The 21,443-nt window shown below is 67.6% G+C and carries 17 protein-coding genes; 15 read left to right on the forward strand and 2 right to left on the reverse strand.

The annotated features are described in order from the left end of the window. The first annotated feature begins 1 nt into the window (after position 1). The 7 genes from RS84_RS11835 (at position 2) to RS84_RS11865 (ending at position 11,211) form a co-directional block, all read left to right on the forward strand. The gene (locus RS84_RS11835; protein ID WP_082062163.1) at positions 2-853 is read left to right on the forward strand and encodes a carbohydrate ABC transporter permease; all 852 of its coding nucleotides are present in this window, start codon (positions 2-4) and stop codon (positions 851-853) included. Positions 854-893: 40 nt separating this feature from the next. Continuing rightward, positions 894-2,090: a glycoside hydrolase family 1 protein gene (locus RS84_RS11840; RefSeq protein ID WP_045257959.1), complete on the forward strand. Its 1,197-nt coding sequence runs from the start codon at positions 894-896 to the stop codon at positions 2,088-2,090. 258 nt (positions 2,091-2,348) lie between these two features. Next, a complete protein-coding gene (locus RS84_RS11845; protein WP_045257960.1) occupies positions 2,349-6,989 on the forward strand; it encodes an ExeM/NucH family extracellular endonuclease in 4,641 nt (1,546 codons plus the stop codon). A 163-nt stretch (positions 6,990-7,152) separates the two neighbouring features. Then, positions 7,153-7,947, forward strand: a complete 795-nt coding sequence (locus tag RS84_RS11850) for a DeoR/GlpR family DNA-binding transcription regulator (RefSeq protein WP_045257961.1) — start codon at positions 7,153-7,155, stop codon at positions 7,945-7,947. Beyond that, positions 7,944-8,885, forward strand: coding sequence for a 1-phosphofructokinase family hexose kinase (locus RS84_RS11855; protein WP_045257962.1), 942 nt, complete (start codon positions 7,944-7,946; stop codon positions 8,883-8,885). Before RS84_RS11850 ends, RS84_RS11855 begins: the two co-directional genes overlap by 4 nt. A gap of 23 nt (positions 8,886-8,908) precedes the next feature. After that, the gene (locus RS84_RS11860) at positions 8,909-10,912 is read left to right on the forward strand and encodes a fructose-specific PTS transporter subunit EIIC (RefSeq protein ID WP_045257963.1); all 2,004 of its coding nucleotides are present in this window, start codon (positions 8,909-8,911) and stop codon (positions 10,910-10,912) included. A gap of 29 nt (positions 10,913-10,941) precedes the next feature. Beyond that, the gene (locus tag RS84_RS11865; protein ID WP_045257964.1) at positions 10,942-11,211 is read left to right on the forward strand and encodes an HPr family phosphocarrier protein; all 270 of its coding nucleotides are present in this window, start codon (positions 10,942-10,944) and stop codon (positions 11,209-11,211) included. A 63-nt stretch (positions 11,212-11,274) separates the two neighbouring features. Here RS84_RS11865 and RS84_RS11870 read toward each other — a convergent pair whose 3' ends face one another. Continuing rightward, positions 11,275-11,904: a glyoxalase gene (locus RS84_RS11870; RefSeq protein WP_045258152.1), complete on the reverse strand. Its 630-nt coding sequence runs from the start codon at positions 11,902-11,904 to the stop codon at positions 11,275-11,277. 57 nt (positions 11,905-11,961) lie between these two features. After that, positions 11,962-12,768: a DeoR/GlpR family DNA-binding transcription regulator gene (locus RS84_RS11875; RefSeq protein WP_045257965.1), complete on the reverse strand. Its 807-nt coding sequence runs from the start codon at positions 12,766-12,768 to the stop codon at positions 11,962-11,964. 230 nt (positions 12,769-12,998) lie between these two features. Between RS84_RS11875 and RS84_RS11880 the strand changes: the two genes are divergently transcribed. The 8 genes from RS84_RS11880 (at position 12,999) to guaA (ending at position 21,420) form a co-directional block, all read left to right on the forward strand. Continuing rightward, the gene (locus RS84_RS11880; protein WP_045257966.1) at positions 12,999-14,297 is read left to right on the forward strand and encodes an ABC transporter substrate-binding protein; all 1,299 of its coding nucleotides are present in this window, start codon (positions 12,999-13,001) and stop codon (positions 14,295-14,297) included. 81 nt (positions 14,298-14,378) lie between these two features. Beyond that, on the forward strand, positions 14,379-15,302 hold the full coding sequence (locus RS84_RS11885) for a carbohydrate ABC transporter permease (RefSeq protein ID WP_045257967.1): 924 nt from the start codon (positions 14,379-14,381) through the stop codon (positions 15,300-15,302). 3 nt (positions 15,303-15,305) lie between these two features. Further along, complete coding sequence (locus RS84_RS11890; protein ID WP_045257968.1) at positions 15,306-16,151, forward strand: carbohydrate ABC transporter permease; 846 nt, start codon at positions 15,306-15,308, stop codon at positions 16,149-16,151. A gap of 46 nt (positions 16,152-16,197) precedes the next feature. Then, positions 16,198-17,061: a ketose-bisphosphate aldolase gene (locus RS84_RS11895; protein ID WP_045257969.1), complete on the forward strand. Its 864-nt coding sequence runs from the start codon at positions 16,198-16,200 to the stop codon at positions 17,059-17,061. Between the two features lie 43 nt (positions 17,062-17,104). Then, positions 17,105-18,331, forward strand: a complete 1,227-nt coding sequence (locus RS84_RS11900) for an ADP-dependent glucokinase/phosphofructokinase (RefSeq protein WP_152641810.1) — start codon at positions 17,105-17,107, stop codon at positions 18,329-18,331. Continuing rightward, on the forward strand, positions 18,328-19,308 hold the full coding sequence (locus tag RS84_RS11905; RefSeq protein ID WP_045257971.1) for a class I mannose-6-phosphate isomerase: 981 nt from the start codon (positions 18,328-18,330) through the stop codon (positions 19,306-19,308). Before RS84_RS11900 ends, RS84_RS11905 begins: the two co-directional genes overlap by 4 nt. A gap of 43 nt (positions 19,309-19,351) precedes the next feature. After that, positions 19,352-19,837: a DUF3817 domain-containing protein gene (locus RS84_RS11910; protein WP_045257972.1), complete on the forward strand. Its 486-nt coding sequence runs from the start codon at positions 19,352-19,354 to the stop codon at positions 19,835-19,837. Beyond that, positions 19,834-21,420 (forward strand): glutamine-hydrolyzing GMP synthase, encoded by a 1,587-nt coding sequence (guaA, locus tag RS84_RS11915; RefSeq protein ID WP_045257973.1) that lies wholly within the window; start codon positions 19,834-19,836, stop codon positions 21,418-21,420. Before RS84_RS11910 ends, guaA begins: the two co-directional genes overlap by 4 nt. Positions 21,421-21,443 lie beyond the last annotated feature (23 nt).

The following is a 21,443-nucleotide window of genomic DNA, read 5'->3' on the forward strand; positions in this document are numbered from 1 at the left end:
CATGGCCATCGCTCGCACGCACCGCCCCGCCTTCCGCTGGGGCAACCTCATCGTCCTGGTGATCCTCTCGGTCGGACTCGCCGCCACCCTCCTGCCGTTCGTCTGGATGGTGCTGGGCGCCTTCAAGACCAACGCCGAGATCATGTCGCGGCCGGTCACGTGGTGGCCCCAGCATCCGACCCTCGACAACTTCAGGGCGTGGCTGTTCGAGTTCGACATCCTCCGGCCGTTCCTCAACTCGGTGATCCTCGCCGGGGCCACCGTCGCCACGACGCTGCTCTTCTCGTCGATGGTCGGCTGGGCGCTGGCGAAGATGAGGTTCCCGGGCAAGAACGCGATCATCGTCATCGTCCTGTCGACCATGTTCGTGCCGGGGATCGTCACACTGATCCCGCAGTTCGTGCTGATCGCGAACCTGGGCATGGTGAACACCTACTGGGGGCTGATCCTGCCGGGCATGGTCGGCGCCTTCGGTGTCTTCCTGATGCGGCAGTTCATGCTCGAGATCCCGGATTCGCTGCTCGATGCCGCGCGCATCGACGGCGCGGGGGAGTTCCGCACCTTCTTCCAGATCGTGCTGCCGCTGTGCAAGGCGCCCCTCGCGACGCTCGCGATCTTCACGTTCATGGGCTCGTGGAACAGCTTCCTCTGGCCGCTGATCATCTCCCAGGACGACTCGATGTACACGCTTCCGGTCTCCCTGGCGCTGTTCTCCTCCGAAGCAGGCGGACACGGATCCGACTACGGACTGCAGATGGCCGGCTCGTTCCTGATCGTGATCCCCGTGCTCGTGCTGTTCATCGCGATGCAGAAGCACTTCGTCCAGGGCATCACCATGACAGGCATCAAATGACCACCTCACGTCGACACCACGAGAAAGGGAATCGTCCCGCATGACCGACGACACCACCCCAGCCCCGCACGGATTCCTCTGGGGCGCGGCGACCGCTGCGCATCAGATCGAGGGCGGCAATGTGAACACGGGCCACTGGGAGCTCGAGTACGCGCCGGGCTCGGCCATCCCCGAGCCGTCCGGCGACGCGTGCGATTCGTATCACCGCTACCCGGAGGACATCGCCCTGCTCGCGGATGCCGGTCTCACGGCGTACCGGTTCTCGGTGGAATGGGCGCGCATCGAGCCCGAAGAGGGCGTCGTGTCCCGCGCGCAGCTCGATCACTACCGGCGCATGATCGACGCCTGCCGGGACCGCGACGTCGAGCCCGTCGTCACGCTGCACCACTTCACGTTCCCTCGCTGGTGGGAGCACTCGGGCGGCTGGTACTCGGACCGCAGCACCGACCGGTTCCGCCGGTTCACCGAGATCTGCACCCGGATCCTCGACGACGTGAACTGGGTCATCACGATCAACGAGCCGAACATGATGGTCAACCAGACCGAGGCGCGCATCGATACCGAGAACGGCGTGAACTTCCCCGGGCCCTCGCCCCACGTCGCCCGTGCGATCGCCGGGGCGCACCACGCCTCGACCGAGGTGCTGCGCGGATTCGGCGGCGTGAAGTCGGGATGGTCGGTCGCGAACCAGGTCTTCCAGGCCGTGCCGGGGTGGGAGGCGCAGCGCGACGAGTGGCAGTACTGGCGCGAGGACTTCTTCCTCGAGCAGGCGCGAGAGGACGACTTCATCGGGGTGCAGTCGTATCTGCGCACGATCATCGGCCCGACCGACGACGCCCAGGGCTTCGGGCCGCAGCCGTGGCCGGAGGGCACCGAGCGCACCCTGACCGGCTGGGAGTACTACCCCGAGGCGCTCGGCCACGCGCTGCGGCACACGCGCGAGGTCACTGGCGGCATCCCGATGATGGTCACCGAGAACGGCATGGCGACCTCCGACGATCGCCGGCGCATCGACTACACGGCCGGAGCGCTCACCGCGATGCAGGACGCCATGGACGACGGCTGCGATGTGCGCGGATACCTGCACTGGTCGCTGCTCGACAACTACGAGTGGGGATCGTTCCGGCCGACGTTCGGGCTTGTCGTTGTCGACCGGGAGACCTTCGTCCGCACGCCGAAGCCGAGCCTGTCGTGGCTGGGCGATCTCGCTCGGCGCAACGTCGTTCCGCGCCGGTGATCCGACGGCCCGCGGTTCCCGGCTGCGCATCTGCGCGGCCGGGAATGCGCAACTGAGCGGCCTTTTTGTGGGCTCTCTCCGGCGGGTTTGTCGGAGAAATGAGCACTCGGTGACGAAACGGCAAACAGCGTTGATGATGTCGGATGCGCTCCGTATGCTCACAGACATATGTGCACCCTGGGAGACCCGTGTGCACTGCGGCAGAACCCCACAAGAGTCTGCCGCGACCCGATCCGCAACGCCGAGGAGACCAGCCGAATGATTCCCGCTCCCGACGACGACGCCCGCAAGAGCGTCCCGTCCGTACCTAGAAGGCGGGGGCGCATCGGCGCACTCGCCGTGACCTGCGTCGCAGCTCTCGGCTTCGGCTCGCTGGTCGCCGCTCCCGCCTACGCCAGCGCCGACGGCACCGGCGTGGTCATCAACGAGGCGTATCTCTCCGGCGGCAGCGCCGGTGCGGCGTTCGTCAACAAGTTCGTCGAGCTGTACAACCCGACGTCGCAGGCGATCTCCCTCGACGGCAAGTCGCTGCAGTACCGCTCGGCCACGGGCACCGGCGCATCGAACGGCGTCGCTCCGCTGTCGGGCTCGATTCCCGCGGGCGGCTACTACCTCGTGCAGGCGGGCAGCAACGGCGCGAACGGCGCGGCTCTTCCCGAGGCGGATGCCGTCAGCACCCTCAACCCGAGCGGCACCAACGGCACGCTCGCCCTCGTCGAGGGCACGACGGCCGTCACGCTGACGCCCGGCTCGGTGGTCGGCCAGGCCGGTGTCATCGACGTGCTCGGATACGGCACCTCCAACACGTTCGAAGGCGCGGCCGCGACCCCGCCGACCGGCAACACCGACGTCAAGTCGCTGAACCGCACGAACGGCGTCGACACCGACAGCAACGCTGCGGACTTCACGCTCTCGGCGACCATCACGCCGACGGCATCCGGCAGCACCGACCCCGGCACCGACCCGGGCACCGACCCCGGCACCGAGCCGGCCAAGGCGACCATCGCCGAGGTGCAGGGCACGACCGACGTCTCGCCGCTGAACGGCAAGACCGTCACTGTCGAGGGCGTCGTCACCGCCGACTACCGCACCGGCGGCTACGCCGGAGTCACCATCCAGACCGCCGGATCCGGCGGTACGGTCGACGCGACCCCCGGCGCATCCGACGGCCTCTTCGTGTACTTGAACGCCCTGGCGCCCACCCTCGCGATCGGCGACCTTGTCTCGGTCACGGGATCGGTGAGCGAGTACTTCGGGCAGACGCAGATCAACCCTGCCTCGCTCTCGGGCATCACGGTCGTGCAGGCAGGAGCAGGCGTCCCGGCGGCCACCCCGCTCGTCGACACCGTGCTCGGATCGACCCGTGAGCAGTACGAGAGCATGTACGTCGCTCCGACCGGCACATACCGGGTCGCCTCGAGTCACCAGCTCTACAACTACGGCGCCCTGTGGCTGAACGTCGGCGGCGGACTCAACCAGAAGAGCACCGAGGCGGCTCTTCCGGGTCCGGACGCTGCGGCGATCACCGCCGCCAACCGGGCGAACCGCATCCTGCTCGATGACGGCTGGTCGATCCAGGTCACGAACAAGAACCACCCGAACGACCAGCCGTACTTCACGAAGGACCTCGTGGTCCGCAACGGCGACACGGTCGACTTCGGCGACAACGGCTACGTGCTGCAGTGGAGCTTCGACGACTGGCGTCTGCAGCCGGTCGTGCCCATCGACAACACCTCGTCGGCCGACCTCAAGGTGGGCTTCACGGCGACGAACCCGCGCCCGGCATCCGCTCCGTCCGTCGGCGGCGACGTGCAGGTCGCGTCGTTCAACGTCTACAACTACTTCACGACGCTGTCGAGCGAGAACTCGAGCGCGCGCGGCGCGGCGACTGCCGAGCAGTTCGCGATCCAGAAGTCCAAGATCGTCTCGGCGATCAACGGACTCGGTGCCGACATCGTCTCGCTCATGGAGATCGAGAACTCGATCAAGCTCGGCGGCACGCTCGACTCGGCCCTCGCCGATCTCGTCGACGGACTCAACGCCGACGCGGGCAGTGACGTGTGGGCCTATGTGCACACGCCGCAGGCGCTGAACGACGCGTCGATCACCGACTACATCACGAGCGCGATCATCTACAAGAAGGCTGTCGTGTCGCCGGTGGGAGACGCGATGACCGTCGTCGACGAGACGGTGTGGGGCAACGCCCGCGAGCCGATCGCCCAGGCGTTCGACATCGACGGACGCATCGTCACCGTGGTGGCGAACCATCTGAAGTCCAAGTCCGACCCGAAGGACGGCACCCCGGTGCCCGCCGACGAGCAGGGCTTCTTCAATGCGGCGCGCGTCGCGCAGGCGAACTCGATCCTCTCGTTCACTCAGGCGATCGAGGAGAAGACCGGCAGCGGAGACATCCTGCTGATCGGCGACTTCAACGCCTACGCCAAGGAAGACCCGATCCGGGTGTTCACGGATGCCGGCTGGAGTGACGTCGCACGCGAGAAGGCGCCGGAGGAGCACACCTACTCCTTCGACGGCGAGGTCGGCTCTCTCGACCACATCATCGCCTCGCCCTCGCTCGCCTCGTCGATCACGGGCGCCGGAGTCTGGAGCATCAACTCGCCCGAGTGGAGCGACCGCGGGTACGCGTTCGGCGCCACCGAGGCGGGCACGCCGTTCCGCTCCAGCGACCACGACCCGATCCTGATCGGCGTGTCGGCGACGACCCCGCCGGTGAGCATCGACGTCGTCACGGTGAACGACTTCCACGGCCGCATCGAGGCCGACGGAGCCGCAGCCGGCGCCGCAGTCCTCGCCGGAGCCGTGAAGCAATTCCGCGCGGCGAACCCGAACACGATCTTCGCCGGTGCCGGCGACCTGATCGGCGCATCGACGTTCACCTCCTTCATCAACGACGACAACCCGACGATCGACGCCCTCAACGCGGCCGGTCTCGACGTCAGCGCCGCGGGCAACCACGAGTTCGACCAGGGCTGGGCGGATCTCCGCGATCGCGTGCAGGACAGGGCGAACTGGGAGTACATCTCCTCCAACGTGTTCCTCACCGAGACCGGCGAGCCCGCGCTCGCACCGGCCTGGGTCAAGGAGCTCGACGGCGTGCGCGTCGGCTTCGTCGGAGCGGTGACCGAGGACCTCGACTCGCTGGTGTCGCCTGAGGGCATCAAGGACCTCGAGGTGCGCAGCATCGCCGACTCGGTGAACGCCGTGGCCGACGACCTGCGCGACGGCGACGACGCGAACGGCGAGGCCGACGTGGTCATCCTCCTCGTGCACGAGGGCGCGACGACGACCGATGTCTCCAGCATCACCCCCGACTCGCCCCTGGGCGAGATCGTCTACGGGGTGGACGACGACGTCGACGCGATCGTGTCGGCGCACACGCACCTCGCTTACAACCACGTCATCGACGGCCGTCCGGTCGTCTCGGCGGGTCAGTACGGAGAGAACCTCGGCCTGATGAACATCCAGGTCGACCCGAAGACGAAGGAGCTGCTCTCGATCACCAACCAGATCAAGCCGCTCGTCGTCGGAGGTGTCGCTCAGTACCCGGCTGACCCCGCGGTAGCCGACATCGTCGCGAAGGCGAAGGCCGAGGCCGACGTGCTCGGCGCCGTCAAGGTCGGAGACATCACCGCCGACCTCAACCGGGCTCGCCAGAGCGACGGCAAGACGGAGAACCGCGGTGGCGAGTCCACCATCGGAAACTTCGTCGCCGACGTGCAGAAGTGGTCCACCGGCGCCGACCTGGCGCTGATGAACCCGGGCGGCATCCGTGCGAACCTCACGTTCGCGTCGACCGGTGCGAGCGACCCCGACGGCAGCGTCACCTATCGCGAGGCGGCGACGGTGCAGCCGTTCGCCAACACGCTGGTGACGCTGACCCTCACGGGAGCCCAGCTGAAGAGCGTGCTCGAGGAGCAGTGGCAGCCCGCCGGCTCCGCGCGTCCGTTCCTGAAGCTCGGCGTGTCGAAGGAACTCGCGTACACCTACGACCCGGCCGCGGCCAAGGGATCGCACATCACGTCGATGACGCTCAACGGCGCCCCGGTCGACCCGGCGGCGAACTACACGGTCGCGGCGAACTCGTTCCTGGCTGCGGGCGGCGACAACTTCGCATCGTTCAAGCTCGGTGCGGGCAAGCGCGACACGGGCAAGATCGACCTGCAGTCGATGGTCGACTGGTTCGCTGCGAACAACACGGCGTCGCCCGACTACGCGCAGCGCGCGGTCGGCATCTCGGTGAGCGCAGCGGATGCTGACGGCTACAGTGCGGGAGACCAGGTCACCCTGTCGCTGTCGTCTCTCGCATTCAGTGCAGGCGAGTCGGCGCCGGGCGAGGTCTCGCTGGCTCTCGGCGACACCGTGCTCGCCACCGGAGCGATCGACCCCACTGTGGTCGACGCCTCCGACGAGGTCGGACGGGCGGCACTGACGTTCACGGTTCCCGAGGGCGTGTACGGGGAGCAGTCGCTCACCGTCTCGGTCGCGGGCACCGGAACCACCGCGAAGGTGCCGTTCACCATCACGGGCGAGCCCGAGCCGGAGTTCAACGGCGCGATCACCCTCGATTCCTCGAAGGTGACCGCGGGCAAGAAGCTCGCGATCTCCGGGACCGGCTACCAGCCGGGCGAGACCGTGACGGTGCAGCTGCGACCCAAGAAGGGCGCGCCGATCACCGTCGGCACGGTCGAGGTGGGCGCAGATGGCTCGTTCACGGCATCCGTCACCGTCCCGAAGAGCACCCAGCCGGGCAAGTACACCGTCGCGGTGTCGCAGTCCGACGGAGACGAGGCCACGGCGTCTGTCACCGTCACCCGTTCGGGAGGCATCATCAAGGACATCATCGACTGGCTGTGGGATCTGCTGAACGGCTGGTTCTGATCGCAGCGATGATCTGACGCCCCCGCGGGGGAGAGGCGAAGGCCGTCGGGAGTGATCCCGGCGGCCTTCGTCGTGCGCGCACGCCCTCGCAGAAGGGGTTCTTGTGTTTGTGTTGTTCTGTGTTGTATTGTGTGGGAAACAGTTTCCCGTCAACGGAGTCGGCATGTACGCAGTGGAGCGCCAGCAGCTCATCGAACGCATCCTCGGAGAAGAGGGTCGCGTGGTCGTGGTCGACCTGGCCCGTCGTTTCGATGTGACCACCGAGACCGTGCGCCGTGACCTCGGAGCGCTGGAGGAAGCCGGATCCCTGGTGCGCGTGCACGGGGGAGCGGTCGCGAAAGACGCCGACAGCACCAGCGAGCCGACGGTGGTGGAGCGCGCGAGCCGGCATGGCGCCGCCAAGACCGCGATCGCCGAGAGAGCGCTCATGGCTCTCGGCCCCGAGTTCCACGGGTCCGTGTTCATCGACGCCGGCACGACGACCGCCGCCGTCGCCGCCGGACTCGCCGAGCGTCTGAGGTCCGCGCAGCCGCGCGGCCCTCGCATCGAGGCGGTCACGCACTCGCTCACGATCGCGCCGACGCTGGCGGCGACCGACGACGTCTCGCTGACCGTCGTCGGCGGACGCATCCGCGGTATCACGGCCGCGGCGGTGGGCGTCGACACTGTGAGCGCGATCCGTCGCCTGCGTCCCGACGTCGCGTTCGTCGGGACCAACGGCGTCTCCGCAGACTTCGGGCTCAGCACGCCCGACCCAGACGAGGCATCCGTGAAGAGTGCGATCGTGAAATCCGCCCGCCGCGTCGTCGTCGTCGCGGATGCGAGCAAGCACGATCGCGAACTGCTCGTGACGTTCGCCTCGCTCGACGACATCGATGTGCTGGTCACGGATGCCGAGCCGCCCGCCGCCCTGGCTGCGGCGCTCGCCGACGCCGGAGTGGAGGTCTGGATCGCATGATCGTCACGCTCACCGCGAATCCCGCATTGGATCGCACGATCACTCTGGGCGCAGCCCTGCGACCGGGGGAGGTGCAGGCCGCCGACTCGGTCCGCGAAGACGCCGGAGGCAAGGGCGTGAACGTGTCGCGCGCGGTCGCCGCCGCCGGTGTCGACACCGTCGCCGTGCTGCCCATCGCCCTCGACGACCCGTACGGGGCCGTTGTGGCTGCGGCCGGCATACAGACGAAGGCGGTGCCGGTCATCCGCCACGTGCGCGCGAACCTGACGATCGCAGACCCCGACGGGGTCACGACCAAGATCAACCTGCCGGGCGATCCTGTGACCGCCGCGGATGCGGCGGCTGTCGCGGCAGCCGTCGTGGAGGCGAGCGAGGGGGCACGGTGGCTCGTGCTCGCAGGTTCCCTCCCGCGCGGCGTGGCCGACACGTTCTACGTCGAGATCGCCGATGCGGTGCGCAGCCGCTGGGTCGCCGATGCCCCGCTCATCGCCGTCGACACCTCGGGTGCCGCGCTGCGGAAAGTCGTCGAGCACGGTGCGGCCGACCTCATCAAGCCCAACGACGAGGAACTCGTCGAGCTCACCGGCGTCGAGCTCGACGAGGGCTCACTGGCGGATGCCGTGCACCGCGTCGCCCGCCGCCTGGTCCCCGAGCACGCGGCATCCGCTCTGGTCACTCTCGGCGGAGCCGGCGCGGTGCTGGTCACCGCTGATGGCGCATGGTTCGCCGAGGCACCGCGCATCAAGGTGGCGAGCACCGTGGGCGCGGGAGACAGCTCGCTCGCCGGCTACCTGCTCGCCGAGCACGCCGGCCTCGGCCCGGCCGCCCGTCTGCAGTCCGCCATCCGCTATGGCGCCGCCGCGGCATCTCTGCCCGGTACCCAGGCGCCGACTCCCGACGATCTCGGCACCGCCGACATCGTCGCCCGATCCCTGTAATCCCACGACCACTGGAGGTCATCGTGTCCGACACCATCACTGCCGAGCTCGTCAGCATCGACGCTGACCTCGGCGCCGACAAGGCGGCGGTCATCCGCGCGCTCGCCGACCGGGTCGCGGCCCAGGGTCGCGCCGACAGCGGTCAGGCGCTGTTCGACGACGCATGGGCGCGTGAGCAGAAGGACGAGACCGGCCTCCCCGGAGGAATCGCCATCCCGCACGCCAAGAGCGCCTCGGTGACCACGCCGTCGCTCGCCTTCGCGCGCCTCGCCCCGGGCGTCGACTTCGGCGCCCCTGACGGCCCTGCGGATGTGGTCTTCCTCATCGCGGCGCCCGACACGGCGGCCGAGGCGCACCTCGCGATCCTGTCGAAGCTCGCCCGCAGTCTCATGCAGGACGAGTTCACCGGCGCGCTGCGCGCCGCGAAGACGCCAGACGAGATCGTCGCGATCGTCGATGCGGCGATCGGCGAAGGCCCGGCGTCATCGGCGCCCGCGGCCGAGGCAGCCGCTCCCGCGGCTCCGGCATCCGCGGACGCGCCCCGCGCCCGCATCGTCGCCGTCACCGCCTGCGCCACCGGGATCGCGCACACCTTCATGGCCGCAGATGCGCTCACGGCCGCAGGCAAGGCCGAGGGGGTCGACCTCGTGGTCGAGCCGCAGGGCTCGAGCGGATACAAGGCGCTGCCCCAGAGTGTGATCGACGAGGCGGATGCCGTGATCTTCGCGGTCGACGTGGATGTGCGTCAGCCGGAGCGCTTCGCGGGCAAGCCGGTCGTGCGCTCCGGCGTCAAGCGCGGAATCGAGGAGCCGAAGCAGATGATCGCCGAGGCGATCGCCGCCTCGAAGGATCCGTCGGCGGCGCGCGTCTCCGCCGCGACGGCCACCTCGGCGACCGCTGCGCCTGCTGCCGGCCAGTCGCTCGGACGCCGCATCCAGCGCATCCTGCTCACCGGTGTCAGCTACATGATCCCGTTCGTCGCCGGCGGTGGCCTGCTGATCGCGCTGGGGTTCCTGTTCGGCGGCTACAACGTCACCGAGCATGCGAACGACGTCGTGCTGAACAACGCGCTCTGGGACCTCCCGGCGGGCGGCCTCGGCCAGTACATCGGCTCGGTCTTCTTCGTGATCGGCGCGACCTCGATGGGCTTCCTCGTCTCGGCGCTCGCGGGATACATCGCCTTCGCGATCGCCGACCGACCCGGCCTCGCGCCCGGATTCGTCGCGGGTGCCGTGGCGGTGCTCATGAACGCGGGCTTCATCGGCGGCATCGTCGGCGGTCTGCTCGCCGGATTCATCGCGGCAGCGATCGGCCGCATCGACGCTCCTCGCTGGCTCCGGGGACTCATGCCGGTCGTGATCATCCCGCTGCTCGCGTCGATCGTCGCCTCTGGTCTGATGCTGCTGTTCCTCGGCCGTCCGATCGCCTGGCTCATGCAGGTCATGAACGAGTGGCTGACCGGTCTCGCCGGCACCTCGGGCATCGTCCTCGTCGGCGTGATCCTGGGACTCATGATGTGCTTCGATCTGGGAGGACCGGTCAACAAGGTCGCTTACGCGTTCGCGACGGCAGGGCTCGCCTCGGCATCCGCCGACAACCCCGCGCCGTACCTGATCATGGCCGCCGTGATGTGCTCGGGCATGGTGCCGCCGCTGGCGATGGCTCTCGCATCGACCGTGCTCGACCGCCGCCGCTTCACCACGGTGGAGCGCGAGAACGGCGTCGCGGCGTGGCTCCTGGGCGCATCGTTCATCAGCGAGGGCGCGATTCCGTTCGCGGCCGCCGACCCGCTGCGCGTGATCCCGGCGTCGATGCTCGGCGGCGCGCTCACCGGAGCGCTCAGCATGGCCTTCGCGGTGCAGTCGCTGGCCCCGCACGGCGGCATCTTCGTCTTCTTCGCGATCAATCCGATCTGGGGCTTCCTTATCGCCCTCGCAGCGGGCACGATCGTGAGTGCACTCGCCGTCGTCGCGCTGAAGCGCTTCGTGGGCGCCAAGACACCGGCCGCAGAAGCCGTCGCCGCCTGACCATCGCCACCATTCGAAGGAGAACAGAAATGACCGAACGCCAGGCAACCATCGCCAGCAGCTCAGGGCTTCACGCCCGCCCCGCGAAGCTCTTCGTGTCGGCCGTGAAGGAGAAGGGCATCCCGATCACGATCTCGGTCGAAGGCGGCGCCGACCTCAACGCCGGCAGCATCCTCGCCCTGATGGGTCTGGGTGCGGCGAAGGGCTCGGTCGTGACGCTGAAGTCGGACGCAGAGGGGGCCGAGCAGGCGCTCGACGAGCTCGTCGCGCTGCTCGAGACGGACCTCGACGCCGAGTGATCACGGTCGAAGGCCGCCGGGAGATCCCGGCGGCCTTCGTCGTGTCCGAGCGGATGCTGCGTCTCACGCCTGGGCGGAGACCTCGGCCGGCGCCCAGATGAAGCCGTCGGGGTCGACGGCCTCGCCGAGTGCGCCGTTCACCGTGAGGCGGTGCGAGCCGGAGCCCGTCGCCGGGACACCGGCGTCCTTCGCGAGCGACGCGTGCCGGTACAGGCCGAGCCCGATCGGGGCGGAGCCGGTGTCGAACTGCACGTAGCTGCGTCCGAAGCTCTTGCCGACCCGCAGGCCGCGCTCGACGTAGAAGGCCTTCGATGCCACGACGTCGCTCGCGCCCAGCAGGAGCACGATCTCCTCGACCGTGCGAGCCGCAGGCGACGAGTCCTTCTTCGCCGTCGTCGCGACCTTCCAGATCGCTCCGTCCGGAGCCTGGATGGTGCCGCCGACCCCCCACAGCGACTTCGCGACGGGCTTGATCGTCGTCGCGCCGGCGGCCACAGCCGCGTCAACCAGAGCGTGGACGTTCGCGGGCTGTGCGACCACGAGGGAGAGGGTGTATCCCCGGAAGCCGGAGGATGCGGCATCGGCCGTGCGGAATCGCAGCCGTTCGCCGAGTCCGAATGCTTCGTCGTAGAACGCCTGCGCGGCGGCGGTGTCGGGGACGTCGAGTGTGAGGGAGTCGATTGCGCTGTTCATGTCCACGACGCTACGCACGAGCCAGGAACCGGGCTTCTCGATTCCTGACCGATGAGGTCAGGCGCTGACGACCTCGACGCCTGCCTGCGCGAGAGCGGCAGCGAGGTCGCCGGTCGGGGGAGTGTCTGTGACCAGGAAGTCCGCGCGGTCCAGCGGCGTCACCTGCGCGAAAAGACGTCGGTCGAACTTCGACGAGTCAGCCAGTACGGCCGTGCGCTCCGCTCGCTGGATCATCTCGCCCATCATGGCGGCGTCGCCGAGGTTCGATGTCGAATAGCCGTTCTGGTCCACCGCGCCGACGGCGATCAGTGCCAGGTCACAGCGGATGTCGACCTCCGGGCCCCCTGCCGTCATCCGGAACGCCACCGGTCCCGTGGTCGCCTGCGTGATGGCGCGCACGGCGCCGCCGAACACGTAGAGATCGCGGAAGGCCGATGGGGCGATCTCTGCCGGGATCCGCAGGTTGTTCGTGGCGATCGTCAGATCGTGATGGTTGCGCAGAGCCCGTGCAAGGGCGAGCGTCGTCGTTCCCGCGTTGAGCATGATGACGGCGCCGTCGTCGATCAGCCCGGCAGCCAGCCGCGCGATCTTGTCCTTCTCCTCGGTCTGCATGCGCAGGCGCACATCCAGGGCGCGGTCCTTCAGCTGGGTGTCGGCCGCGCTCACCGCACCGCCGTGCGTGCGGATCACGACGCCCTCCCGATCGAGCTGGTCGAGATCGCGTCGGATCGTGTCGATCGACACCCCGAAATGCTCGGCGAGATCGCCGACCGTCACTTCACCGGCCTGCTCGACGTACGCGGCGAGCTCGGCCTTCCTGCCCGCGGGCAGTCGACGCCTGGCGGATGTTCCCGGTGCTTCCATGCAGACATCTCTAGCACATTCGGGGGAGATAACAAGCGAACTCCGGCATAAAACAGCAGATCGTTCTGCCCTGATCTTCCGCCCGGTTCCGCCGCAAGGATCGCTCGGGTTACGAGATTTGCGGCAATTCGCCCTTGACGCTGCCGCATAGTGCGGCATAACATGGCGTAAAACCGCATGAACGAGCACCCGAAGCGCGAGATGCGGCACGATCTCGAAGAGGAGAAGTGATGATCACAACGGGGCGAGGACGCCGACGCATTCTCACGCTCGCAGGCGCCGCGACCGCAGCCGTCTCGGTCCTGGCGATTTCCGGCTGCTCCGGCAGCGATGCGGGGACGGGTGACGGGAACGGCGGAGACGTCACGATCGAGTTCGCACAGTGGTGGGAGCCCGAGCTTCCCGACGGCGAGTTCCGCGCGCTGATCGACAAGTTCGAAGACGAGAACCCCGGCATCACGGTCGAACTCGTCAGCGGTCCCTACGCCTCGACGAAGGAGCAGCTGTTCGCGGGCGCCGCGTCCGGAACGATGCCCGACGTGGTCGGCCTCGACGGCGCCTGGGTCAACGACTTCGCCTCGCAGGGGGTCATCGCAGATCTCAGCGCGCTCATGAAGGAGTACGACTACGACGACAGCGACCTGGCGAGCCAGATCCAGGTCGACGGCAGCACCTACATGATCCCGGTCGTGAACTTCGTGTACCCGATGTTCACGAACGACGCCCTCCTCGCCCAGGCCGGCGTCACGGCGCCGCCGACCACGCGGAGCGAGTTCGCGGATGCTGCGGCGAAGGTCTCCGCGCTCGGCGGCGACGCGTCAGGCTGGGTGCTCCCGCTGTCGCTCGAGGCGCCCAACGGCGTGCAGAACGACGTCATGTCGTGGGTCTGGGCATCCGGCGGGTCGATGCTGAAGGACGGCCAGCCCGACCTGACCAACGACGACGTCACCTCGGCGGTCGACTTCATCGGCGATCTCTGGGACGACGGCTCGATCGCCTCCGGCTCCTTCACCATGAAGGAGCAGGACAAGGTCGAGGAGTTCACCAACGGCCGCGTCGGGATGATGATCGACTCGCTGGCGCACATCAACCTGATCCGCGAGACCAATCCCGATCTGACGTTCTCGATCTCGGCGCTGCCCGCCGAAGACGGCTACGACGGCGAGCGCGGTATTCCTTACGCCTCCTGGGGCATCGGCGTCGCCGAGAACTCCGAGCACAAGGAAGCCGCCTTCAAGCTGGTCGAGTTCCTGATGAGCGAGGACACCAACTCCGAACTGTCGACCATGGCGAAGGCGTTCCCCGGCAACTCGAAGTCCGTGCCGGACTTCGTGAACGACGACGAGCTCTTCAAGAAGGCGTTCGAGATCTATCAGGCGGGCTACCCGGCGAACGAGTTCACCGGCCTTCCCGTCGCGGAAGAGCTCATGCGGCAGCTCGGGGAGCAGCTGCAGGCCGCCTTCGACGGGCAGCAGTCCATCGACGACGCGCTGAAGAAGGCTCAGGAGGCCTGGAAGGCGGAGTTCTGATCTCCTGCCTCGTCGCCTGAACGGGGTGCCGCATCGCGGGATGCGATGCGGCACCCGACCAACCAAGGAGCACCGGTTCCCATGAGCCTCAGAACCACGGACGACACCGAGGTGATCGTCACCGGAGTCTCGCTGTCCCGCAGACGCCGTCAGCTGCGCAAGACCACGGAGTCCTACGCCTTCCTCTCGCCCACCCTCATCCTGCTGTTCGTGCTGATGATCGTCCCGATCGTCATGGTGATCGGCTATTCGTTCCAGGACAACGTGATCCTGAACAAGTCGCCGGAGTTCATCGGAGTCGCGAACTACGTCGAGATCCTCTCGGATCCCGGGTTCTGGAAGGCCACAGGCAACACCATCCTGTTCACGGTCGCGAGCGTGATCGCCCACCTCGTGCTCGGCCTCGCGTTCGCGATGATGCTGAACAGCCCGCTGCTGGGGCGTTTCTCGCGCTCGTTCTTCCGGGCTCTGTACATCCTGCCGTGGCTGTTCACCGTCGCCGTGATCGCGGTGCTCTGGCGGATGCTCCTGGCGCCGAACGGCGTCGTGAACTTCCTGCTCCACACCGACATCGAGTGGCTGGCGTCCCCCCAGCTCGCCCTCGGCACCATCATCTTCATCAACATCTGGGCCGGCTACCCCTTCTTCATGGTCAGTCTTCTCGCGGGGCTCCAGGGAATCCCGAACGAGCTGAACGAGGCAGCGACCGTCGACGGCGCTGGGGCCGTCCAGCGATTCTGGAACGTCACGATCCCGCAGCTGCGGCCGATCATCGTCAGCCTCGTGCTCCTCGACCTCATCTGGACCTCGCAGCAGTTCGCGCTCATCTGGATGACCACAGGCGGCGGACCGATCGATGTCACCGAGGTGCTCAGCACCTTCACCTACAAGCTCGCCTTCGCCAAGTACGACTTCTCGCTGGCGGCCACCTCGGCCGTGCTGGTGCTCGCGATGTCGATGGTGCTCGCCGTCTTCTACGTCCGTCACCAGAAAGCGAGGGACTGACTCATGGCTCTCACCGTGCAGAACCAGCGCCGTGCAGGCAAGGTCGCGCTGATGATCGGCCTGATCCTCGGGGCCGTGTTCGCCGCCGGCCCCGTATTGTGGATGCTGTCGAGTTCGTTCAAGTCGAACACGCAGATCTTCGAGCTGCCGCCTCGGCTGATCACCGACACCTTCTCGTTCGACGCCTACGTCGCGATCTTCACCGATCCCGAGACGATGCGGTTCTTCCTGAACAGCTACATCGTCGCCGGCGCCGTGACCATCCTCACACTCCTTGTGGCGATCCAGGCGGCGTACGCCTTCAGCCGCTTCGACTTCCGCGGCAAGCGGATCCTGAACGTCATCATCGTCAGTGTGCAGGCCGTGCCGCCGATCACACTGCTGATCCCGTACTTCGGGCTCATGGTCGCCCTCGGGCTGTACAACTCGTATCCCGGCCTCATCCTCACCTACATGGTGTTCACCCTGCCGTACGCGATCATCATGATGACCGGCTACTTCAACACCCTGCCGAAGGAGCTCGACGAGGCCGTCCGCGTCGACGGCGCGGGGTCGATGACCGCTCTGTGGCGGGTGCTGGTCCCGATCTCGATCCCCGGCATCGTCTCGATCGGGATCTACACGTTCATGATCGCGTGGAACGAGTATCTGTTCGCTCTCACGCTGACGCGAACGATCGACATGCGGACGGTGCCGATCGGCATCCAGCTGCTGATGGGCCAGCACTCCTACGAGTGGAACCAGATCATGGCGATGAGCGTGCTCGGATCCATCCCCGTCCTCATCCTCTTCCTCTTCTTCCAGAGGTACTTCATCAGCGGTCTCACGGCGGGGTCCGTGAAGAGCTGACGTCGCACCGCGGACTACCCGACCACCACGAAACAGGAGAAATCACGTGCTCTACACCGGCAAATCCATCCTCGATGTCGCGAACGACAACAACTTCGCCATCCCCGCGTTCAACATCAGCGACTGGGCGATGTTCAACGGCGTCATGGACATCAGCGAGGAGCTGGATGCCCCCGTCATCATCGCGATCCACCCTGATGAGGTGTCGCACATCACGACCGATCTCATCGCCGCGATGCACTCACGCGCACATCGTTCCAGCGTGCCGGTCGCGATCCACTGGGACCACGGCGGCACCTACGAGCAGATCATCACGGCGATCCGCTCGGGATTCACGTCTGTCATGATCGACGCCTCACTGCTGCCCTTCGACGAGAACGTCGCACTCACCCGCAAGGTCGTCGAGGCGGCTCACGCCGTGGGCATCCAGGTCGAAGGCGAGCTCGGCACGATCGGCGCGAACGACAGCTATGGCGAGTCCGGCGCGGCCGAGATCATCTACACGAACCCTGCCGATGCGGTCCGCTTCGTGGAGGAGACCGGTGTCGACAGCCTCGCCATCGCCATCGGCACATCCCACGGTCTCTACCCGAGCGACAAGAACCCTGAGCTGCGGCACGATCTGCTCGAGGAGATCAAGGCGGCGGTCGGAATCCCGCTCGTGCTGCACGGCGGATCCTCGAACCCGGACTCGGAGCTGAGCCGCGCGGTCGAACTCGGCATCAACAAGATCAACATCTCCAGCGACATCAAGGTCTCGTATCACAACCGGATGCGTGAGATCCTCGGCACAGACGAGCGTCTGCGAGAGCCGAACGCGATCCAGCCGGAGCCGATCGCGGCGCTCAAGGCGACCGCGGAGGAGAAGATCCGGCTGTTCGGAGCGGACGGCAAGGCGTCGTTGTACTGAACCCGCCCCGGACACAGGAGAACCTCGAAGGATGATCGGCGACGTGGACAGACGGCTTGTGCTCGGACTCGGCGGCACAGTCGACTACGAGCTGACGTGGGATTCCGCAGTGCTCGAGAGACTTGCTCTCGAGCATCGCCTGCGACGGCATGAGCTGACGACCACGGCGCCGATCACCGACGAGCGCTCTCTCCTGGTGGCGATCCTCGCGTTCGTCGCGTCGGGAGTCGGAGCGGAGCGCCTCGTCTCGTCATCCGAGGCCGTCACCGGGTTCGCCTCGCATTTCGACTTCACCGTCACCCTCGGCGGCACCGGCGTCCGGGCCGGGCTCGTGCTGGATCGGCTCGGCATCCCGAGCACCCAGCACCTGGTGAGCATCGACGACAACGTGCGGCGGCTCCTTCCCGCCTCCATGTCGTACGTGTCGTCCGCCACGCACGACACCTTGGATCCGCATCTGATCGTGCAGTACCCCGCCGGAGCCCGCATCCGTCTGGTCGATGGCGAGGTGATCTCGCCATCGCCGAACCGGCTCATCTTCGCGAATGATCCGCCCAATCGAGAGATGAAGCTGTCGGACGATCTGCCTGACGCCCTCGCCTCGGCCCCCGTCTTCCTCGTCTCCGGATTCAACACGATGACGGATCGGGAGCTCCTCGACACGCGGTTGACGGAACTGCTCGATGCGATGCGCTCGCTGCCGGACGATGCCCTCGTCTACTACGAGGACGCAGGCTTCTACGACCGCACGTTCGCGGCGACCGTGCGCGAGCGTCTGCTCGCGCGCATCGATGTGTACGGCATGAACGAGGACGAGCTGCAGGAGTACCTGGGCAGGACGATCAGCCTCCTCGACGCCTCCGAGGTCGTTCGGGCGCTGGACGACATCCGCACGATCATCCCGGCACCGGTCATCGTGGTGCATACGCGGTACTGGGCGATCGCGATCGGCGCGGATGCCGGTCGCCACAGGGCCGCGCTCGAGAGCGCCGTGCGGGCGGCCGCCACACGGTATCGGCTCGGCGACGACTTCACGGCCGATGATGCGGAGCGGACCTCAGGCATGGCCCGGCACCGCGGGGGAGAGGCCGTGGTGCGTGCTGTCGAATCGGCTGTGACAGGCGCCGTCGGAGTCGCAGCGCACGCCCTGGACGTGCTTCATCCCACCACAGTGGGCCTCGGCGACACCTTCGTCGGCGGCTTCCTCGCGGCATCCTTCTCGCGTGCCGAAGAGGCCGCCGAGGCGTCACCGAGCGGAGCCGCTCGGTGAACCCGATCAGGCTCGCCTCGAACCGGCCTCAGGAGCGCTTCTATCGGGGCGGAAGCCGGATCAGCGCCTTCCGAGGCGAGCCGAACCCCGCGCAGAGCGAGCCGGAGGACTGGATCGGCTCGATCACCACCGTCTACGGTGAGGCTGATCGCGGGCTCAGCGCGCTGCCGGACGGGGCGATTCTGAGAGACGCGATCGGCGCTGATCCGGAAGCCTGGCTCGGCACGGCGCATGCCGAGCGCTGGGGTGCGGACTCGCGTCTGCTGGTGAAGCTGCTCGACGCCGGGCAGAGGCTGCCCGTGCACGCGCACCCGCACGACGAGTTCGCGGCGCGCCATCTCGGGAGGGCGCATGGCAAGGCAGAGGCCTGGTACATCCTCGAGGGCGGAGTCGTCCACATCGGTCTGCGTGAGGACAACGACAAGAGCACGCTCGCGGGTCTCGTCGCCGAACAGAACGTGGATGCTCTGCTCGGGCTGCTTCACGATGTCGAGGTCGCCGCAGGCGACGTCGTGTGGGTGCCGCCGGGCGTGCTGCACGCGATCGGGGCCGGCGTGCTCCTGCTCGAGCTGCAGCAGCCGGAGGATCTCTCGATCCTTCTGGAATGGAAGGGGTTCGACATCGACGGCGCGAGCGCCGGTCACCTCGGCCTCGGCTTCGATCTCGCGCTCGCCGCGGTCGAGACCAGAGCGCGAAGCGCTGCGGAGATCGAGCGGATGGTGCATGCGGCGCCGGCATCGGGGGCGGTGCTCCCCGCTGCCGCCGACCCGTACTTCCGGCTGGAGCGGATGCCGGTCGCCGGCAGCGCGACGATCGACGAGGGATTCTCCATCATCGTCGTGAGCGACGGGGTCGTCGAGATCGCGGGGGAGGAGGAGGCAGCGCGCGGCGTCACGCTCCTGGTTCCCGCGTCAGCGGGAAAGCTGACCGTGCGAGGCGAGGGCGAGCTGCTGATCGCACGCCCGCCCGCTCCGTGACCGCCCGGATCGGGCACCAGTCCCGCCCGTCTAGAATGGAGGCATGCCCGAACCGAAAGTCGCCAGTTTTCCGGCGATCCGCGGTGCGTTGAAGTTCTACCAGATCGCCTCGATCATCACAGGAGTCATGCTGCTCCTGCTGGTCGCCGAGATGGTGCTCAAGTACACGCCGATCCACCTCGAGCTCTTCCTCGGAGGGTCGGGAGGCTTCCTCTGGTTCGCGCAGGTCGTCGAAGGCCCTGAGAGCCTCGTGTCGACCGGCGACGGAGTCAACCTCTCGCTCGGCATCCTCGTCGCGCACGGCTGGTTCTACGTCGTCTATCTGTTCGCGTGCTTCCGCGTGTGGAGCCTGATGCGCTGGCCGTTCCTGCGATTCATCATGCTCGCCCTCGGCGGAGTCGTGCCCCTGCTGTCTTTCTTCATGGAGGCGATCGTCGCCCGTGAGGTGAAGTCCTACCTGGCCACCAGGGAGGCCGCCGACGCTTCGACAAGCTCAGCGACCCAGAACTCAACGGAAGGTGTCCGGTGACCGAACAGTCCGAGACTCAGCAGCGCCCCGCGCTCGTCGTCGATTTCGGCGCGCAGTACGCGCAGCTGATCGCGCGTCGCGTCCGCGAAGCGGGTGTGTACAGCGAGATCGTGCCGCATACCGCCACGGCCGAGGAGATCGCCGCGAAGAACCCGGTCGCGATCATCCTCTCGGGCGGTCCGTCTTCGGTGTACGAGGAGGGCGCTCCGCGCCTCGACCCTGCGGTGTTCGATCTCGGCGTGCCGACGCTCGGCATCTGCTACGGCTTCCAGTACATGGCCCAGACGCTCGGCGGCGAGGTCGCGAACACCGGACTGCGCGAGTACGGTGCGACGGATGCCGTCATCACCGGTGACGGCGGAACACTGCTCGCCGGCCAGCCGGCTGAGCAGAACGTGTGGATGAGCCACGGCGACCAGGTCGCGAAGGCCCCCGAGGGCTTCGAGGTCCTCGCCACCACCGAGGCGACGAAGGTCGCGGCGTTCGCGAACGAGGAGCGCGGCTTCTACGGCGTGCAGTGGCACCCCGAGGTGAAGCACTCCGACCACGGCCAGCGCGTGCTCGAGAACTTCCTGCACAAGGGCGCCGGTCTCGCCTCCGACTGGAACAGCGGCAACGTGATCGCCGAGCAGATCGAGCGCATCCGCGAGCAGGTCGGTGACGCGCGCGTCATCTCCGCTCTCTCGGGCGGCGTCGACTCTGCTGTGTCGACCGCCCTCGTGCACAAGGCCATCGGCGACCAGCTCACCGCGGTCTTCGTCGACCACGGACTCCTCCGCAAGGGCGAGCGCGAGCAGGTCGAGAAGGACTACGTCGAGTCCACCGGCGTGCGCCTCATCACGGTCGACGCGGCCGACACCTTCCTGGGTCATCTCAAGGGCGTCACCGACCCCGAGGACAAGCGCAAGATCATCGGGCGCGAGTTCATCCGCGCCTTCGAGAAGGTGCAGCTCGACCTCGTGGCCGAGGCCAAGGCCTCGGGCGGCGCCCCCGTGAAGTTCCTCGTGCAGGGCACGCTGTACCCCGACGTCGTCGAGTCCGGCGGCGGCGCGGGAACCGCGAACATCAAGTCGCACCACAACGTCGGGGGCCTGCCCGACGACCTCGACTTCGAGCTGATCGAGCCCCTGCGCGCCCTGTTCAAGGACGAGGTCCGCGCGATCGGGCGCGAGCTCGGCATCCCCGAGGCGATCGTGGGGCGTCAGCCGTTTCCGGGGCCCGGTCTCGGCATCCGGATCATCGGTGAGGTCACCGCTGACCGTCTCGAGATTCTGCGTGAGGCCGACGCCATCGCCCGCGAAGAGCTGACGAAGGCCGGCCTCGACCAGGAGATCTGGCAGTGCCCCGTCGTGCTGCTCGCCGACGTCCGCTCGGTGGGCGTGCAGGGCGACGGCCGCACCTACGGTCACCCGATCGTGCTGCGCCCGGTCTCCAGCGAAGACGCGATGACGGCTGATTGGACCCGTCTTCCCTACGACGTGCTGTCGAAGATCTCGAACCGCATCACCAACGGCGTCCGCGACGTCAACCGCGTCGTGCTCGACGTGACCTCCAAGCCGCCGGGGACGATCGAATGGGAGTGACGTCTCCCTGAGGTGTCGCAGAA

Source organism: Microbacterium hydrocarbonoxydans (assembly GCF_000956475.1).
In the GTDB taxonomy this organism is placed as follows: Bacteria; Actinomycetota; Actinomycetes; order Actinomycetales; family Microbacteriaceae; genus Microbacterium; species Microbacterium hydrocarbonoxydans_A.